This window comes from Sedimentitalea nanhaiensis DSM 24252, from assembly GCF_000473225.1.
Classification (GTDB): domain Bacteria; phylum Pseudomonadota; class Alphaproteobacteria; order Rhodobacterales; family Rhodobacteraceae; genus Sedimentitalea; species Sedimentitalea nanhaiensis.
This window is the reverse complement of sequence record NZ_KI421509.1, coordinates 3,593,421-3,610,470: the sequence shown is the minus strand read 5'-3', so window position 1 is coordinate 3,610,470 and position 17,050 is coordinate 3,593,421. Positions and strand designations below refer to the sequence as shown.

Annotated in this window: 13 protein-coding genes; 11 read left to right on the top strand and 2 right to left on the bottom strand. The window is 59.9% G+C overall.

What is annotated here, in order from left to right; all coding sequences use genetic code 11:
• The first annotated feature begins 533 nt into the window (after positions 1-533).
• From NANH_RS0119740 to NANH_RS0119715, 6 genes are all read left to right on the top strand, one after another.
• The gene (locus tag NANH_RS0119740) at positions 534-1,463 is read left to right on the top strand and encodes a DUF2493 domain-containing protein (protein WP_027263631.1); all 930 of its coding nucleotides are present in this window, start codon (positions 534-536) and stop codon (positions 1,461-1,463) included.
• Between the two features lie 132 nt (positions 1,464-1,595).
• Entirely contained in the window at positions 1,596-2,612 is a 1,017-nt protein-coding gene (locus NANH_RS0119735; protein WP_245601474.1) for a nucleotidyltransferase family protein, read from the top strand.
• Between the two features lie 539 nt (positions 2,613-3,151).
• On the top strand, positions 3,152-3,358 hold the full coding sequence (locus NANH_RS0119730) for a hypothetical protein (RefSeq protein ID WP_007120662.1): 207 nt from the start codon (positions 3,152-3,154) through the stop codon (positions 3,356-3,358).
• Positions 3,359-3,920: 562 nt separating this feature from the next.
• Positions 3,921-4,514 (top strand): helix-turn-helix domain-containing protein, encoded by a 594-nt coding sequence (locus NANH_RS0119725; RefSeq protein ID WP_027263629.1) that lies wholly within the window; start codon positions 3,921-3,923, stop codon positions 4,512-4,514.
• Entirely contained in the window at positions 4,501-6,834 is a 2,334-nt protein-coding gene (locus NANH_RS0119720; protein ID WP_027263628.1) for a relaxase/mobilization nuclease domain-containing protein, read from the top strand. Before NANH_RS0119725 ends, NANH_RS0119720 begins: the two co-directional genes overlap by 14 nt.
• A gap of 8 nt (positions 6,835-6,842) precedes the next feature.
• Complete coding sequence (locus NANH_RS0119715; RefSeq protein WP_027263627.1) at positions 6,843-8,843, top strand: type IV secretory system conjugative DNA transfer family protein; 2,001 nt, start codon at positions 6,843-6,845, stop codon at positions 8,841-8,843.
• Positions 8,844-8,959: 116 nt separating this feature from the next.
• Here the strand turns inward: NANH_RS0119715 and NANH_RS0119710 are convergent, their stop codons facing one another.
• Positions 8,960-9,688 (bottom strand): hypothetical protein, encoded by a 729-nt coding sequence (locus tag NANH_RS0119710; RefSeq protein ID WP_139236550.1) that lies wholly within the window; start codon positions 9,686-9,688, stop codon positions 8,960-8,962.
• 100 nt (positions 9,689-9,788) lie between these two features.
• On the opposite strand from NANH_RS0119710, the gene NANH_RS0119705 reads away from it, so the two are divergent.
• From NANH_RS0119705 to NANH_RS0119695, 3 genes are read left to right on the top strand one after another with little or no spacing between them, the layout of a single operon-like run.
• Positions 9,789-11,033: a CBASS cGAMP synthase gene (locus NANH_RS0119705; RefSeq protein ID WP_027263625.1), complete on the top strand. Its 1,245-nt coding sequence runs from the start codon at positions 9,789-9,791 to the stop codon at positions 11,031-11,033.
• A gap of 36 nt (positions 11,034-11,069) precedes the next feature.
• Positions 11,070-12,833, top strand: a complete 1,764-nt coding sequence (locus NANH_RS27565) for a ThiF family adenylyltransferase (RefSeq protein ID WP_051372515.1) — start codon at positions 11,070-11,072, stop codon at positions 12,831-12,833.
• Positions 12,830-13,309: a Mov34/MPN/PAD-1 family protein gene (locus tag NANH_RS0119695; protein WP_074920708.1), complete on the top strand. Its 480-nt coding sequence runs from the start codon at positions 12,830-12,832 to the stop codon at positions 13,307-13,309. The genes NANH_RS27565 and NANH_RS0119695 overlap by 4 nt, the downstream gene beginning before the upstream one ends.
• Positions 13,310-13,392: 83 nt before the next feature.
• Here the strand turns inward: NANH_RS0119695 and NANH_RS0119690 are convergent, their stop codons facing one another.
• Positions 13,393-14,310 carry a DMT family transporter gene (locus NANH_RS0119690; RefSeq protein WP_139236552.1) on the bottom strand — a complete coding sequence of 306 codons (918 nt, stop codon included), beginning with the start codon at positions 14,308-14,310 and terminating at the stop codon, positions 13,393-13,395.
• 268 nt (positions 14,311-14,578) lie between these two features.
• On the opposite strand from NANH_RS0119690, the gene NANH_RS26635 reads away from it, so the two are divergent.
• Both NANH_RS26635 and NANH_RS26630 read left to right on the top strand, forming a co-directional pair.
• Positions 14,579-16,423 (top strand): DNA methyltransferase, encoded by a 1,845-nt coding sequence (locus tag NANH_RS26635; RefSeq protein ID WP_036050987.1) that lies wholly within the window; start codon positions 14,579-14,581, stop codon positions 16,421-16,423.
• Positions 16,424-16,530: 107 nt separating this feature from the next.
• Positions 16,531-17,050: helix-turn-helix domain-containing protein (locus NANH_RS26630; protein WP_036049747.1), on the top strand; the 520-nt coding region annotated here is incomplete at its 3' end.

The window sequence follows — 17,050 nt, the reverse complement described above, 5'->3', positions numbered from 1 at the left end:
CGGCCTCCCCAGCTCGGCTTCGCGTGTCGCAGGGGAGAACGGCCCTTCGGTCCGTCGCGCATTCGGCCATGCGGCCTCACCGCGGCGTTGCGCTTGGCGTCCCGGTTTGCCCGCCTCGCGAGCACGTCCCTCCCCAGCCGCTCCGCCGGATTGCGCTCTGGTCTGTTTTGCGCGGCAAAACGATCCCGCCGCTCCATCCGTCTCCCGCGTCCGGTCAGGCCGTTTGCCTGCTCAGGTCGGTCAAACCTACCGTCAACACACACACACACATGAGTGCGGAAGCATATCCTCCGGATGGCCCCCAAATCAGCCCGCGTCAAGGATCGCAAAACTTTTCGGCGAGGGCGGTGCCCGTGGCGGGGGGCGGTCCCGTGTGTGAGGGCGCGCATGTGTCGGGTGCTGCACGCAGAAAACTTTTGCGCCCGGCAAGCCGGCGGCTGCGCCGTCCCTGACCCGGGCAGATTCGGAAACCAGGCATTCGGCCATGCCCCCACACTCACGTGGTGGTCGAACCCAATATCTGGAGAATGAATATGGCTTACGACACAGCAAACACCTACGAGACCATCGAGCTTTTCGGGCTGACCGAGAAGGATGCACAGCTGCCGATCCCGGAAGATCACATCCTGACCGACCGCATCATCCGCGAGAGCTTCGAGGCTCTGCTTGGTCAGTTGCGCGGGACCGGGCTCGAAGCAGAAATCGAACCGCTGGCCCATGGGCTCGCCACGATCCTGCAGCGCCGCAAGGTGGCGCTCGGCAAGGAGGTCGATCGCACCGCCGACAAGATCGGCGCGCTGGCAAAATCCCACGACGGATCGGAGATCGCCGAGACCGCGCTGGAAGAAGCGCAGGCGCGCTTTCTGCAGCTGCGCGAGATTGTCGGCGCAATCGAGGTGATGAGCGAGGCTGCGGCGGAATGCTACGAGATCGAGACGGGTCACGCCTTCATCCCGGCGGCCGGGTCGCGCGCGAGCATCCGGGCGCAGGAGACAGGTGCTGTTTTTGAGGCGCGGCAGCTCCTGGAGCAGCACGACCGCGAGACTGCCGAGAAATCGAAAGTCGAAGGGGTTCCCCTGATCGTCTCAGGCGCCACCGACTGGACCGATGTCGATGTGATCTTCAACACGCTCGACAAGGTTCGCGAACGGATCAAGCAGAACCGCAACCAGGAGATCTTCCTCTGCCACAAGGGTGGCAAGCACGGGGCGGAGATGATTGCGGCTCGGTGGGCCCGGGCACGCGGGATAGCACAGGCGCGCTTCGATCCGCGCTGGTCCGCGCATGGGCGGGCGGCACCGTTCAAGTGCAACGACGAGATGCTAGACGACAAGTTCGCGGCGACGGGGGTTGTGCTCTTCGGCGGCAACGGGGTCGCGCTGAACCTCGGGCAGAAGGCGGAAGCGAAAGGCCTGACGGTCATGCGGGTTGCGGACCCGGCGAAGAAGGCGTCGCAGGATTGAAGAGAGAGGGTCGCCTTCGGGCGGCCCTTTCGTCGTTTCTTATGGGTGTGGACGTTCTCCAAATCACTTTGCCTAGCAATTTCCTGTTTTGATAGGTATATGAATGCCAAGCAAAACTTGGAAATGATAGGCATGACCCCACTCAGCAGCATCGCGATGAGCGCCTATACCGACCTGGTGCGTCTTCTGAAGGACGACGCCTTGTCCGGTGTCGAAGGCAAGCCCACGCTCAAGGAGCGTGGGGATAAGGCTTATTGGTATGCCGCGCGCCGTGTCGGGACGGAGATGCGGTTCATCTATATCGGCGAAGACAGCGACGAGACGCGCGCGCGCATCGACCGGATTGAAGAGCTGCGCGCAACGGCCAAGGATCGGCAGGCGGAACGGTCGCGGCTTGTCCGGCTCTTGCGTGCGGAAGGCATGACGCCCACCGACCGGGCGACCGGTTCCATCCTGTCGGCCATGGCCGCAGCCGGAACCTTCCGTTTGGGTGGCACCATCGTCGGGACAAACGCGTTCCGACTCTATGAAGGCGAGCTTGGTATCCGACTGCCAATTGGCGGTATGGCCAATACTGGCGACATCGACATCGCGCAGTTCGAGAAGCTCAGCGTTGCGTTGCAGGATCAGGTCGACCCGGGTCTTGCCGAGACGTTCTCGGCGCTCAAATTCGATCCTCTGCCAGCTCTTGACCAAGGTCGGACATGGCGATGGGCCCAGGGTGGCAGCGGCCAGTTGGTCGAGTTTCTCACACCGGCGTTCGGAGATGAGACCATCCGTGATCTGCCAGCATTGGGCGTGAACGCCCAAGGATTGAACTATCTCAACTTCCTGATCGCTGAGCCGATCCACGCGGCGGCGATCTATAGATCCGGCGTTCTGGTGCAGGTGCCCCGCCCGGAGCGTTATGCAGTCCACAAACTGATCATTGCCGACCGGCGCCGCGATGGGGCAGGGAGCCTGAAATCCGCGAAGGACCGCGAGCAGGCGGCTTTCCTTATCGAAGCGATGGCCGAGGACCGGCCCGATGATCTGGCTCGGGCCTATGCCACCGCAATGGAGGTTGGGCCGCGCTGGCGGGAGCACATCGGCAACTCGCTGAAGCGAATGCCTGATACCAGCGGGTTGCTCGACAGCTTGGGCGCGTGATGGCCGTAACGGGGTCGCGCTTGGCGCGGCCCTTTCGTCATGTCTCATGGCGCGTGCGATCGGTCACACTTTTTCAGCAACTCGCGGCGGCCAGCACCGTCATCCCTCTACCCAGCCCGTCAGAGTTCGGCCCATCCACATCGGTACGGGCTGGGGATGGTGCGCACCTCGCACATCGTCAGCAGCGCAAGACCGAGGGGGCGAGACGTCGCACATGAGGCTGAAGACCTGCACAACCCTCGGGTGGTGTTTCGGAACATCGCATCCACGCGGGCGGGCGTCATCAGCACCCCGGCCAGGTTCGGCAGGACGTGGACGCGGATGGTGGCGACTGCGTGATAGCACAGGTCAATCGGGTCCCTCCTTTTTGCTATGCATATGGATCGCACGGGGTCGGCCCGTTCGTGCCCTCAGCTCACGCTTTGGCAAGCACAAATACGGCTTCCACGGCGGGGCCGCGGACCCTCCGCATTTGCGCTTGCGACCGGGCCTCCTGCCCCCGTGCTGGGTGATCCCCATCGCAACAAGGAGATACCCAAATGACCAACCACTACGTCGCCACCGTCCCCGTCAAGTTCACCGATACCGATGGCCAGGAGCGCACCCGTTTTCAGCGCGTGGGCGCGATGTTCCGCAACACTCGCAACGGGGATGGATCGGAGTTCTTCAGCCTCAAGCTCGACTTTCCCGTCGCGGTCTCGGAGCTGGTGATGTTCCCGCCGAGCGCGAAGGATCCCCAGGACTAAATCCTCTGACGAGGATGGGCCGCCCCAAGACGATCTTGGGGCGGCCCGATCCCTGTTCCAGGGATGCCGGTTCCGGCGCAGGTGATCGCCGGCAGCGACCTCGCCTTGGTGCCGTTCGCTGCGCGTTCAACGGACGCACTCCCCCCGGAATGATCAGGCCGCGACAGACCGGCCAGTCAGCCTCAAGGGGGCCATCCACAAAAACCTATCGGCCAGGGCCTCCCGGTTTTTGCGGCAGAGATTTGGCAAGCCAAATCTGGCCCTCCTTGACCCTGCCTGTCCGCCCTGTCGGTGGGGTTTGCGCCCGCCCGCGGTTCCGTCCGAACACATGCGTGTTCGTCCAGACCCTCGGGCGGTGCTGGAGAAGGGGCCTTTGAAGCTGGAGGCTGTGCTGGTGGTGAGGGCGGCAGAGCCGCGTCCCTGCGGGCCGCGGCGTGAAGCGGACACCAAGGCTGCCTGAGACCGAAGGCAACGTAAGTATATAATTGACAGCTAGGTATATTATCGTAAGGTGGTGGCAGCCTTGGTGGAAGGTGGCAGGAAATAGGGGGTCTTTCTTCGCATGTCTCGCTCAAAACGCCTCACAGATGCGGACCGCATGGAGATCGTTCGCGAAGCTGCGGAAGGCGTTTCCACTTCAGTGCTGGCGGAACGCTTTGGCGTGTCGGTGCGGGCGATCCAGTACACGCTCAAAGCTGATGCCGAGCGCCAGACGGATGCCGCGATCCCGGTCTCCGCTGTCAGCGTGAAGGTGACGGCTGCGGAGCTTGAGGCGCTCGATGAAGTGTTGGCCGCGGCGGGGATTGAGAGCCGGGCCGAGGGTCTGCGGCGGCTCATCCAAGCGGCTGGCGGAGTGTTCGTTCCGGACGTACAGATAGCAACAGAGATGGCGCGATACAGGGCCTCTTTGCACGAGGTCGGCAATGGGGTCGCGCAGATCGCCAAGCAGATGACGCGGGCCAACCGGATAGGGCGGGGGGCCGATGGTGGTACGCCTGCCGAGTTCTCCGAATTGCGCCTCGCACAGATGCGCGGGCTGGCGCGGTTCATTCTGGATTCCGCTGACGAGATCGATCTGCTACTGCGCCGCCGTCGGGACGCAATGCAGCTGCAGGCCACGGCCGCGCTGAGGGAGTTTGCGCATGCGGCTGAATGATGCCGTCCATGCCGTTACGGGCGAGGTCTTCCGGGACGGCTGGAGCCGGATCCGGGGCTCGATGCAGGGGCTGCATGTCGCCAAGCAGAGCCAGCTTGTGCGCGCGGCGGCAGGGCATCGGCCAGCCGTCTTCAAGGCGATCCGGGGCGGCGGTACGCATACCAAATCGCAGCTTGCAAACCAGCTCGAGTACCTCACCACCAAGTCCACCTATATCGTCGACAGCAGCGGGTTCCTCGATGGCAAGGCGAAGCTCGAGGCCAAGGACATCAAGGATCTGACCGAGCGCTTTGCCAAGCGGTGGGATGCAGGTTTCAAGCCCAAGCTCGGACAGACCACCCACATGCTCATGTCCTTCCCCGTGGGCACGCATGGGGAGGATGTGCGCGACATCGCGACAGATGTGGCGGAGCGGTTCTTCCAGACCGACGCGGGGCACTTTGATTACATCATCGCGGTGCATGAGGACCGCGATCACCCGCATGCGCATCTGGTGCTGAACCGCCGCTCGCAAGAAGGCGAGTTCTTCTTTCTGGGGCGCAACCACCGCTTTAATTATGACGATTTCCGCCTCGCCATGGTCGAGGAGGCGGAGAAGTACGGCGTGCGGCTGGAAGCCACGCGCCGGGTGGATCGCGGCGTCGTGCATTACCCGGCCCGGACCAGCGAGATCTACGCCGCGAAAGAAGAGGGTCGCGCACCCCGCGAGCGCGAACGCGTGGGGGCCGACCTGACCCGGACGCTGGCGGAAATCGCCAACACCAGAACCGTCTACCATTCGCTGGCCGCGGAGGCTTCGCGCGAGGCCCGCGAGGATATTGCCGCGGCGCTCTTCCGCGCGGGCGAGGTGCTGGCGCATGGCGGGCAGGTGGACCGAACAGGAGATGTGTATATGGCCGAGGATCAAAGCTTCGAGGATCTGAGAAGCCTCTATGCGGAAAAGCTCGCGCGGGTGCAGGGCATGATCGCCGAGAAGTCTGACGCGGAACGTCCCGTGCTGGAAAAACGTCTCATCGAGATCCAGACGCAGGTCCAGCACATGCAGCCCTTGGGGCTGCGCTCGGGTTCGCTCTCAGACGCGCCCTCGGAGGGCGGGATCTATTCCGAAGCCAATATCGACGCCAGCCAGCGCGAGCTTCTGGCCGAGCCCGACCTGAGATCGCGCATTGACGCGGCACTACGGGGCACGGGCATCAGCACATCGGAAGTGGTGGCCCGGATCGAGACCGGGGCCTCGAGCGCCGCGCTGGAGCATCAATGGATCGCCAATGATCTCTCCAAAGTGGCAGAGGCGCGGGATCTGAACCTTGAACGCCGCGCCGATCTGGAACAGGCGCGCGACATTCTCAATGACGTGCATGTGGAACTTGGCACGCTGTTGGAGCGCGAGAACGTGCTGCGCCGGGATGGCGTCATGGAAGCGGAACCGATCGGCGAGCGGTTCCATTATCATGAGGGCGCGGTCCGGGCGATGGAAGGGACAATTCGTCAGGAGATGCGCGCAGACGGCCTGACAGCGCAGCAGATCGAGGACCGAGATTGGGAGGTTGTCTCACGGGCGGAGCGCCGGATCGAGACGGAGCAGCGCACGTATCTCGAAGCACACCCGGACCTGCTCGCACGCCCAGCCGATGTGATCGACCGGTCTGAACCCTACAGGGAAACCATCACCGATGCGGCCCGCGCCAGCGCGATCACCCGCGAGGTCGACCGGATCATGGAGGGACGCGACATCCGCACGCCCGTTGCAGATGCTGTCACGGATGACTTGCGCGCGCGCTATCCGGACATGCCGTCGCACCTTGCCCGCGGGCTCGGTGCGACCTATGCGGCCGTCGTCGAGATCCGGGACACGGAGGCCATCAATCAGGTCCGCCGCGAAACCGAGATGCGCGACGGGCTCGGGTTGCGCAAGCGTGACGAACGTCTAGCGACCCGCGATGAAACTGCACCGCAGTTTGACCGGTCCGACCGCCTCGCAGAGGAGATTGCGCGTGTTCTGGACCATGAGCGGGCGGGGGAGTTGTCCGCGCCCTTCGAGACCGACGCGGAGCGCGACGCCTTCCGTGGCGAGATCGCGCGGGTGCTGGACGTTCGCCAACTAGACCGGCTCACATCCGGCGATGCCGATGCGCTGGACAAGGTTCTCGAGGACCGCCTCGACCGGCTCTATGTCGCCAAGGTCTACCTGCAATCCGATGCCGCGACGGCCAACACGGAGGCCCTGCGTCAGGTGGTCGATGAACTGGCCGATGCCGAATTTGAAAAACACCGCGCGACAGACGTGGATGGCGAAACCGAGCGGGGTCAGGTCCATTGAGCGCCGCCATGGGAAAAGCGCGGATCGCCACAGGGGTCTTTCTGGTAACGCTGGTGACCGGGGCCATGGGCTATACCATCGCCTCGGCGGTGCTGACCTACCAGGATCTCGGGTTTGGGGCCGAGATCGACTTTGCCTATATCGCGCAGAACTATCTGGCGATCCTGGACCGCCGCCCGGAGGATGCCCAACTCATCCATCTGATCATCGGCAGCTTCGCCGCCGCCGGCCTGATGCTGAGCCTCGCCCTCTCGGGGTCCGCGCTCACGCGCTTTGGCCAGACCCATTGGCAGAGTGCGCGCGAGATGAAGGCAAACGGGTTTTTCGGGGCGCCTGGGACCGGGTTCATCCTGGGCAAACTTGGGACGCCCGGCTCCCGCGCAAAATACATCTGCTCGAAAGTATTCCCGCATGCGCTGATCGTGGCGCCCACGGGCCGTGGCAAGACCACGGGCTTTGTCATTCCGAACCTGCTGACCTGGCAGGGCTCCGTCGTGACGCTCGATGTAAAGGGTGAGTGTTTCGAGGCCACGGCCCGGCATCGCGCAGCCCAAGGCGACAAGGTCTATCGCTTTGCCCCCACCGATTGGGAGGGCAAGCGCACGCATCGCTACAACCCGCTCCTGCGCATCTTTGAGCTGAAAGATCCCGCGCGCCAGCAGATGGAATTGCAGCTTCTTGCGACGCTCTTCCTGCAGAGCGACAATGACCGGGTGCAGGGCCTCCTCAAAGGCGGAATCGATCTTTTTGTGGCAGCAGGGCTCTTGGCCTTCCAGCGCAAGCGTCCGACCTTGGGCGAGATCTACCGCATCGCCGCCTCGGGCGGAAACAAGCAGAAGGAGTATTTCGCGCGGGGCCATGAGGTGGATAACCGGGCCGCAAAACTGATCTTTACGCGGCTAGCTTCGACCAACAACGATACGCTGACCTCCTATGTCTCGCTCCTGATGACCTCGGGGCTCGATCAATGGCAGAACCCGGCCATCGATGAGGCGACGGCGGTGTCGGACTTTGACTTCCGGACTATCCGCAAGAAGCCCTTTTCGGTCTATCTCGTGGTCCAGCCTCTGATGGTGAAGCCCCTCGCGCCGCTGATCCGGCTGTTCTTTTCCGATCTCCTCTCCGCCATGCAGGAAAAGGACCCCGGGCCGGATGAGCCGTGGCCCGTGATGATCATGCTCGATGAGTTCAATCGTTTGGGCAAGATGCCCATCGTGGTCGAGAGCATCGAGACCCTGCGCACCTATCGCGGCCATTTGGCCGTGGTCACCCAAACCATCCCCGCCCTCGATGAAATCTACGGCGAAAACACCCGCCGCGCGCTGCAGGGCAATGCGGGCGTGAAGCTCTATCTGACGCCCTCCGATGAAAAAACCGTCGAAGAGCTCAGCAAGGCGGTTGGCAAGACCACGAAAACCGTTGTCACGCGGTCGCAGTCCATCGGCAAAAACCCCTTCGAGGGCCGCAGCCAATCCACGCGGACTGAAGAGAGTTCGTTGTTGCCTGAAGATGAAGCGCGCCGCCTGCCGCTCGACGAAATCGTCATGGTGATCGATGCCCAGATGCCGGTCCGGGCAAAGCGGATCCAGTATTTTGACGACCGGCTGTTTAAGGCCATCCATGCGGCGCAGACAGGCGAGTTGCCATTTCCAGAGCCGGGGGGAGGGGGGCCGCAAGGCACGCTGCCGCTGAGCATGCGCGCCATGCCGATGACACCGCCACTGGACGGGTCTGGCGGATCCGAGGCCGACGTTGAGGCCGAACGCCAGGCTGCTGATGGCCAATCGTCAGGGAAAACTGATGTCGCTCCAAAGAAAACTTCGCCGGTCGTTCAAGCCGTTATCGCCGAGGAACAGCGACAGATGGAGATGGATTTTGGGGGCCAGATTGCGGATGCCGAGACAGTGGGCGTGAATGATGAGGCGCAGATGCGCTCTGCAGTCGATGGATTGGACGATATGGAAGCGATGCTACGAGAGGGGGATGGCGAAAAGCTGGTTGGTCGATAGCGTGTTGGGCATGATTTTCTGCTAGTCGGGCGGGTAGCGGAAGTTTGCTGTACCAGCATCCGGTCGAGGTCTCGATTGAGAAAGCAGACGTTGATCGAGGTGCTATTGCCCAGTTACTAGTTTGTCCGTTTCATCGTGATGAGGCCAGCAGCATTCAATCCATGGTTCCAGGACCGATTTTGCCAGTATTGTCCCTGAAGTTCAGTCGCGTCCTCATTCACGGTGAGTACCGCAGAGCCGTGGAACTTCGGCTGGTCAGTAACCGCAAGGCGCTGAGTGTTATCTTGCTTGTTGGTCTGCTCAAAAATCCACGCAATAGACTTCTTCCCACTATCAGACTTGAAGAATTCGACCGAGATTGTTTCGGAACTTAGCAAGGGCGTCTTGTCATTGGGCAGGAACACCACGTCTGTCCGAAACCACGATTGCTTGATCTTAACGTCGAAACTCGCTTCGAGCAGATCGGGAAGCTCATTGGTGAAAGGATCGAACGTAATCCCTTTACTCGCGGCGGCATTCTTCAGGTGCTCCACAATTGGCCAATTGGATTGGATCGTCACAACCCATTTGCCGTTCAGGTCAGGAAAGTAGCGATTTGCGAACCAACGCCCCGCCAAGGGTAGCTTCCAAAGAAGACGCCAGCCTGGTGCGACGATGAACAGTGCAATGCTACCCCAGATGACCCCCGCGACAACTCTAGAAGTCAGAAGGTTGGCAACTGGTGATCCCAGAACAGGCAAGTTGGCGGCAAGCCAAGTCTCGATCCAGCCAACGGCAAGCGGTGAGGCCAAAGCCAGATAGACCGCCAAGGTGATCCAGAACGAAAGGGAAACAAACTTTGCCACGATGCTCAACCTCTGGTATTGAAGACTCGGTCCAGTGCCCCCAAGTATATGGGCAAGCGGCGTCACCACCACAAGATAAGACCAGAAAAGGGACAGTTTAATGCCTGTTAACGCACATAGAGCCTTTGTGTCCCGGCCCTCGGGTTACAAGTTCGCATTGAACCTTTCAGAGGAGCAGGAACAGACACTGCGAAACGCTCGGGATGACATTCGCAGCGAAATCTCCTCTCAGTTTGGGTCATTTGCGAAGGCTCTGGGTGATCAGGCTCTGTTCGAAGATCAAGCGCCAGTACTTGTGCGGAGCTACCAGACACCGAAGTTCAAGATGCAGGGCAGCTTCTCATACCACACGTGCAACCAACCTGCGCATGTGCCGCCTCAGGAGATCGACTTGGACGATGGGCTATTCATGCCCGTTTCCTATTTTCAAAAAGGCGGAGACAGATCCCCTGTGATCCAAAGCGCAGCCTACTTTTTCATTATCGAACGCATCCTAGCGCCCCTTTGCGACAAGAAGGGGTGGCAACTCGTAACGGACAAGCCTTCGTGCATCCGAGTCAAGATTGACAACACCATGCATACCGACCTCGCACTTTACTCGGTGCCGGATACGGATTTTCAGCGCATCGTGAAAGATGCCCAAAGTCGTGGTGTAGACTTCACAGCCGAACTAATGATGGAAGATACTGCGTATAGAATGTTGTCTCACGACGAGATGATGCTGGCGCACCGCAACGAGGGTTGGATGAAATCCGACCCGCGAAAACTCGAAGACTGGTTTGTCGATGCCGTGAAACAATACGGCGAGCAGGTCCGAACCGTCAGCCGCTATCTAAAGGGCTGGAAAGACTTCCAATGGCCCGAAGGAAGATTGGCATCGATTGCCCTCATGGCCGCAGTCGTGTCGGTCTTTGAGAAGGCGTCGGCAGCAATTGCCAGCGATAGGGACGATTTGGCGTTGTTGCGAGTCGCGGAAGACTTGCCCGACTTTCTCGCCAATGGCATTCCAAACCCGGTCGTAGAAGGCGCACGGTTGGATCAGGGTTGGTCACCTGAGGAACGCAGAGATTTCGTTGCGAAGGCCAGAGTGCTTGCTGAGCGTCTGAAAGACGCGCTGACACAGACGTCAGACCGCGCGGCAGCTTTCGAAGCCCTACAAAACCAATTTGGCGGGCGTATCCCAGACGATCTCACCCTCTATGTGCCCGACGCTGGCCTTGAGACAAAGGCAAGCAAGTTGGCTGCACCTGCTGCCCTTACTTTGGGGATTGTGGAAAAGGTTGACGCTGAGCAAAGCAATGACCTCGCCGCTGTGAACAAGCAGGGCGGAGGCCGCTACGGGTAGTCGGCATTGACTGGGCCGTCTGAACCTACGGATCTCATGATAGCTGAGTTATCCCGCTGGGTGCTCGCTCAATGTCCGAATGCGCGAGACCTCACGCAGGGCGAATTGTCTCGATACGAGGCCAAGGACCCAATCCACGGATGGGTTGTCCCATTTGAACATCAAGCTGACCGATTTGATCTGCAAGTGGTGCTCTTGCAGAATTTCCCGTGGACAAAGCCGCGCGTGTACTGCAACGAAAAATTTCGGTTTATGCAATATCCGCACATCGAAAAAGACGGTGCATTTTGCCTTTACCCACCGGGGACAGAGCACAATCCTTTGAACCCCAAAGGGTTAATATGGGGCGCTATAAAAGAAGCCACTCGATTGATCGTCGCTTCATACGACGACGCGTTTATCAGTGATTTCGCGGACGAGTTCGATTCTTATTGGAGCAAAACTGATGGAGGCAAAAACATCGTCAGCCTCCTGTCGCCCGGCGGTCCCTCCCGTCGGGTGTCCCTGTGGTGCAGTACAGGTGACTACTATCTGGCAGATGACCACACGGCCTTGGAGAGTTGGCTTCGCAACCGTTTTCCGGGGAACAAGAAGGACTACAAATTCAACACCGCGACACACATCGCCCTCAATAGGCCTATTCTGCCTTCGGAATACCCGAGGTCGGGTGCGGCGATTCTGCGCTTCTTGCGGGAGCTGGCACCCGAATCCATAGAACTGCTGGAAGACGCGGCTGTAACCGCTGATGACAAGTTCACCGTTTCTTTCGAGGGGCGCACGGATGATGGGCCGGTGTTTTTCGCCGTCGAAGTTATGCCTCCCGTCAAACAGAGTATGAAAGCCGGGCGACGCCCAGACATGGTGCAGCAGGGCTTTCGGCCTGGAAAGGTACCGACCCATATCCGAATGCAGCGGCTGTTCGGGGGGAACAAGGTTGAGCGCCACGAAACTATGCGCGCGGACCCATCGTGGATACATGGGCGTGACACCGCTACAGTCGCCCCGTTGTTTGACAAGCGTGTTCTGATGATCGGCGCGGGGTCACTGGGAAGCGAGGTTGCTTTGCTTCTTGCCAAGACGGGTGTTGGCTCGATCACGTTGGTCGACCCGGAACTCCTGGACTATCCCAATGTTGGGCGTCATATACTCGGGGTCTCGCAAGTCAGGACGTTTAAAGCCAAGTCACTGGCAGAAAAATTGGCTGGTGACTTCCCGCATATGCGCTCAATCCAGTACTTTGCCGAGGACTGGCAATCGCTCTATAGCAAACGTTCTGAGATTTTCCACAACACCGATTTGATCGTGTCCACGGTTGGCAGTTGGGTGGCTGAAGGCAGGCTGAACCAAGTGGCTAGGAACGAAGCGGGTTTCCCCCCTGTGATCTATGGGTGGGCGGAACCTTTTTCTGTGGCAGGACACGCCGTATTGATCGGCTCCAACGGCCCATGTTTTGCTTGCGGCATGGACCATTTCGGGAGGGCGCGACAAACAGTGTGTGAGTGGGACACCGAGACGACGCGCAAACAGCCCCATTGTGGAGCCAGTTTTCAACCATATGGGCCAGTATCGTTGTCAGGGGTAGCGGCCTTAGTGGCGAAGACCTCAACGAAAGCACTGCTTGGTGAGATGCACCTCGGGACAGAGGCCGTTTACTGGGCTTCGAAGGAAGAAATTGCCGAGCAAGGAGGGCGCTTCAACCCGGACTTCCTAAATTGCTTTTCTGACGTTCCTGAGTTCGGCGGAACGAGGAGATTTGAGTGGAGGCAAAAGGTAGACTGTGCTTTTTGCGGAGAAGAATGAGTATTCGCTACCCTGTTGGAGAAAGTGGGCAATTTCTGACCCTAGAACAGGATGTTCTCGATCACCTTGCTAAATGGCGACAGTTGGACCCGAAAATGCCTGAAGCTGGTGGGCAGCTATTTGGCGCGGTCGAAGGTCAATGCATCCAAGTCAAGCTGGCAACCGGTCCGAGGCGGTCCGACCGACGAGGGCGCTTCTTTTTTATCGCAGACCGTTTTGCGGAACGCCGGGAGATCAGCACATTGCACAAATCTGGGCTGCACTATTTCGGAGATTGGCACACTCACCCGCAACCCATTCCCACCCCTTCTGAAACTGACATTTCATCAATGGCTGACCTGTTCGCTCGCTCAAAGCATGAGCTGAATGCATTCGCGATGGTGATTGTCGGAACAGCCGGGCCTCCAAAGGGTTTGCATGTTTCACTTCACAGTGTCAGCGCATGGTCAAGACTTGAGGCTGATACTGGCGTCTAGCATCCAATGTCTGGAGACAAGAACGCCGCAACGCAGCGCGGCGTGGCACCGCAAATGCCCGGAATGGGCCGTAGGTTGCGGTTCTAAGGAGCCGTGATTGGCGGTGGTTTTCTTCGCTTACCCGAAAGCGCATTGCCCGCAATGGCCGCGAGCAGAACAGCACCGCCGATCAACGTATTCGCACTCGCGGTTTCCCCGAGGAACAGCCAGACCCAGAGCGGGCCGAGCAAGACTTCGGCAAGGGACAACAGGGCGAGTTCTGCCGCGGGGAGGCTGCGCGAGCCCAGTGTGTAGAGGATCAGGCCAGCCCCGACTTGGAACACGCCCATGCCCATGGCGATGCCCCCGTCATTGAGGCTCAGAACCAGCGGGAGGCCAAGGCCAAGGCATATCGCCAAGGTGATGGCGATCGCGAAGAGACCCGAAAGAAAGACCGCTGGCAGCATCTCACCGGTTCGCCCCCATCGCAGGGCCACGGTGAAGACCGCGAAGCCAAAGGCCGATCCAAGCGCGGCAAGGCTGCCTTTCAGGGCGACGCCTCCCGACTTGTCGGCGACCATGATCCCGATCCCGCCGATTGCGACGGCAATCGCTATCCAGGTTGCGGCGCGGACAGGTTCTCGTAGCACGATCCATCCGAGCACAGCGGCCATAAACGGTGCGGTCGCAAACAGTAGCATTGCGTTTGCGACCGAGGTGTTCTGGATCGCGTAGATGCCGCCGGAATAGGCCGCGACCAGTGAGAGCCCCGCAATTACGGCGGGGGCGCCGATGCGGCGGATCTGAACAAATGGGCTTTCGCCAGACCGCACGCGGATAAGCACGTAGAGAAACAGCGACAGGCTGATCGACCGGTAGAGCAGTATCTGCCACACGACGGCGTCTTCGATCAGGCGAATACCGAGGCCGACGGTCGACCACAGCACACCCGCCGCAAATACGAAGAGCACACCGTATTTGTGGGCATCCGCAGTGGAAGGGGCTGTGGTGATCGATGTCATGTCCGGCCGATTAAAGATGTCACCTTCTTCAGCTTAGCCTCAGGTCCGGGGTGCCGATCATTCATTTGCGACATTGTCGATGGTTGCTGCACAATGCTGCGCTGGACCAAAATCGCCAGTGATTTCCGATTGGCTCAAATGGCTGCGTAGTATCAACGCACGTTTTTTCATTGGCGAAAGCCGAATTGGGCTGTCAGAGGCGTCGGTCGCTATCGTCATCGCTCCAAAATTTCTGTAGCATTCGTATGAGTTTACCGACGGACCCCAAATGAACCCGACAGAAATCGCAGACGCCCTGGAAGAAATCGCCGCTCGCCCGTTCGACGGCGGCGAGTTCGCGTTTTCGTTCGCGGCCGCCATGGGCAGTCCGCAGGCCACGGTCTCAAAGCTCCGCAGTGGGACAATCAACAAATCGAAGGTGCCCGGCGCGGTCCTGATGAACCGCAAGTTCTATGCCATGGTGACCGACCCTGGCGCGGTGGACCAGGGCCTGTCGATGATCCGGTCGGACAAGAAGACCACCAACCACAAACCGGCGATCCTCCTCGCAACAGATGGCGTTGACCTGTCCGCCGAACATGTCGCTTCGGGCGACAGCTTGCACATCAAGTTCGCGGACTTGCATCATCACTTCGGATTCTTCCTGCCAGCGGCTGGCATGTCGCGCTACAAGGCGGCGGAGGAAAACGAGGTCGACGTCAAGGCGGCGGGGCGACTGGCCAAGCTCTATGATGCGCTTCTCAAGAAGAACCCGGACTGGAAGACACCGGAACGGCGGCATGACCTGAACCAGCTGATGACGCGGTTGATCTTTTGCATGTTCGCAGAAGACGTGGGCATCTTTGAAAACAACCTGTTCTCGCGCCTCATCTTCACCCATGCGGGCGACAAAGGGGAGGAGGCGCAGTCCTGCATCGCGTCGGCCTTCGCAGCGATGAACCTCCCAAAGGGCCAGCGTCAAAAACTGCCGGCATGGGCTGACGCCTTTCCCTACGTGAACGGCGGACTTTTCGCCGATACACTGGATGTGCCGAAATTCGACCGCGGGGCCTATCGCTACCTTCAGGACGCCTGCCAGCTCGATTGGCAAGAGATCAACCCGGACATCTTCGGGTCCATGATCCAGTCGGTCGCCGAACCGGACAAAAGGTCCGAACTGGGGATGCACTACACCTCGGTGCCGAACATCCTCAAGGTTCTGGGGCCGCTGTTCCTTGATGATCTGGATGAGCAGATCGAGAAGGCCGGCGATAGCCGAAAGGCGCTGGTGCGCGTGCTGAAACGGATCGAGGGGATCCGGGTGTTCGACCCGGCCTGTGGATCGGGCAACTTCCTTGTCGTCGCCTATCGCGAGCTTCGTGCGCGGGAGATGCGCGTGCTGGAGCGTCTGGCGCAACTTGATGGCGGGGCATCGGCGCAGATGTTCTCTGGCGTGCGGCTGGCGAATTTCTACGGCATCGAGATCACGGATTTCGCGGCAGAGACGGCTAAGCTGGCGCTTTTCATTGCCGAATATCAGGCCAATGCGCGGTTCGGTGAAATGTTCGGAAATACAGCCCCGGCGCTGCCCCTGCGAGATGGCGGAAACATCGTTTGCGAAAACTCACTGAGATTGAACTGGAACCGCGTTTGCCCACCCCCAAGCGACGGCGAAGAGGTCTTCATCGCTGGCAATCCACCGTTCTTGGGCAAAGCGCAGCAAGAGGCATCGCATAAGGCCGATAAGGATCTTCTCTTTGGTGATTTGGGGGTGAACTATAAGGCATTCGACTACGTGGTCGGCTGGTTCTACAAGGCAGGGCAGTACATTGACGATCGCCCTGCACAGGCAGCGCTCGTGGCAACAAACTCGATTGCGCAAGGCGATGCTGCCTCAACCATATGGCCTTTGATTCTTGGAGGCGGGCGCGAAATCGGTTTTGCACATCGCACCTTCAAATGGCGCAACAACGCATCGGCCAATGCCGCCGTGATGTGCGTTATCGTTGGAATCAGAAACCGCTCCAATGCGCCGAAGGTTCTCTTTGATGGCGATCTGAAGACACCCTCTTCGCACATCAATTCCTACCTATTGAATATGAGTGACATGGTCGTCAGGCGCTTAAACTGTTGATTGTCACTGAGAACTGACCCGGCAACTGCAGAAATTGTCATTGAGAATTGACCCATGTGCAACCTTGCCCCTGCTTGATTCAGCTGGGGGCTATTGGAGTGGTAGACATGGGATTTTTGAGGGTCATTCGGAAATGGGCGCTGCGAGACAAGATGCCCATTCGCGAGATTGCGCGGCGAACAGGCGTGTCTCGCAACACGATCAAGAAATATCTGCGGGCCGGGATTGTCGAACCCGAATTCCAGAGACCGGACCGGCCGAGCAAGCTGGATCCGTATGCTGAGAAGCTGACAGCTTGGTTGCTGTCTGAGCAGCGCAAAACACGCAAGGAGCGGCGGACTGCCAAGCAGATGCATGCCGATCTGGTGCAGCTTGGCTTTGATGGCTCATATGAGCGGGTCGCGGCCTTTGTGCGGGACTGGAAGGGTGAACGGCAACGCGCGTATCACACGACTGACCGCGGGGTCTTCGTTCCGCTGGTGTTCCAGCCTGGCGAGGCGTTTCAATTCGATTGGAGCGAGGACTGGGCCTATGTTGGCGGCGAGCGGATCAAGCTTCAGGTCGCCCATATCAAGCTGTCGCACAGCCGCGCCTTCTTGGTGCGGGCCTATCTGCTGCAAACGCATG

What these genes read in the sequence shown, in the direction of transcription:
- NANH_RS0119740 (WP_027263631.1), top strand. Translation starts at nt 534, where the DNA reads ATGGCTTACGACACAGCAAACACCTACGAGACCATCGAGCTTTTCGGG.
- NANH_RS0119735 (WP_245601474.1), top strand. Translation starts at nt 1,596, where the DNA reads ATGACCCCACTCAGCAGCATCGCGATGAGCGCCTATACCGACCTGGTG.
- NANH_RS0119730 (WP_007120662.1), top strand. Translation starts at nt 3,152, where the DNA reads ATGACCAACCACTACGTCGCCACCGTCCCCGTCAAGTTCACCGATACC.
- NANH_RS0119725 (WP_027263629.1), top strand. Translation starts at nt 3,921, where the DNA reads ATGTCTCGCTCAAAACGCCTCACAGATGCGGACCGCATGGAGATCGTT.
- NANH_RS0119720 (WP_027263628.1), top strand. Translation starts at nt 4,501, where the DNA reads ATGCGGCTGAATGATGCCGTCCATGCCGTTACGGGCGAGGTCTTCCGG.
- NANH_RS0119715 (WP_027263627.1), top strand. Translation starts at nt 6,843, where the DNA reads ATGGGAAAAGCGCGGATCGCCACAGGGGTCTTTCTGGTAACGCTGGTG.
- NANH_RS0119705 (WP_027263625.1), top strand. Translation starts at nt 9,789, where the DNA reads ATGCCTGTTAACGCACATAGAGCCTTTGTGTCCCGGCCCTCGGGTTAC.
- NANH_RS27565 (WP_051372515.1), top strand. Translation starts at nt 11,070, where the DNA reads ATGATAGCTGAGTTATCCCGCTGGGTGCTCGCTCAATGTCCGAATGCG.
- NANH_RS0119695 (WP_074920708.1), top strand. Translation starts at nt 12,830, where the DNA reads ATGAGTATTCGCTACCCTGTTGGAGAAAGTGGGCAATTTCTGACCCTA.
- NANH_RS0119690 (WP_139236552.1), bottom strand. Translation starts at nt 14,310, where the DNA reads ATGACATCGATCACCACAGCCCCTTCCACTGCGGATGCCCACAAATAC.
- NANH_RS26635 (WP_036050987.1), top strand. Translation starts at nt 14,579, where the DNA reads ATGAACCCGACAGAAATCGCAGACGCCCTGGAAGAAATCGCCGCTCGC.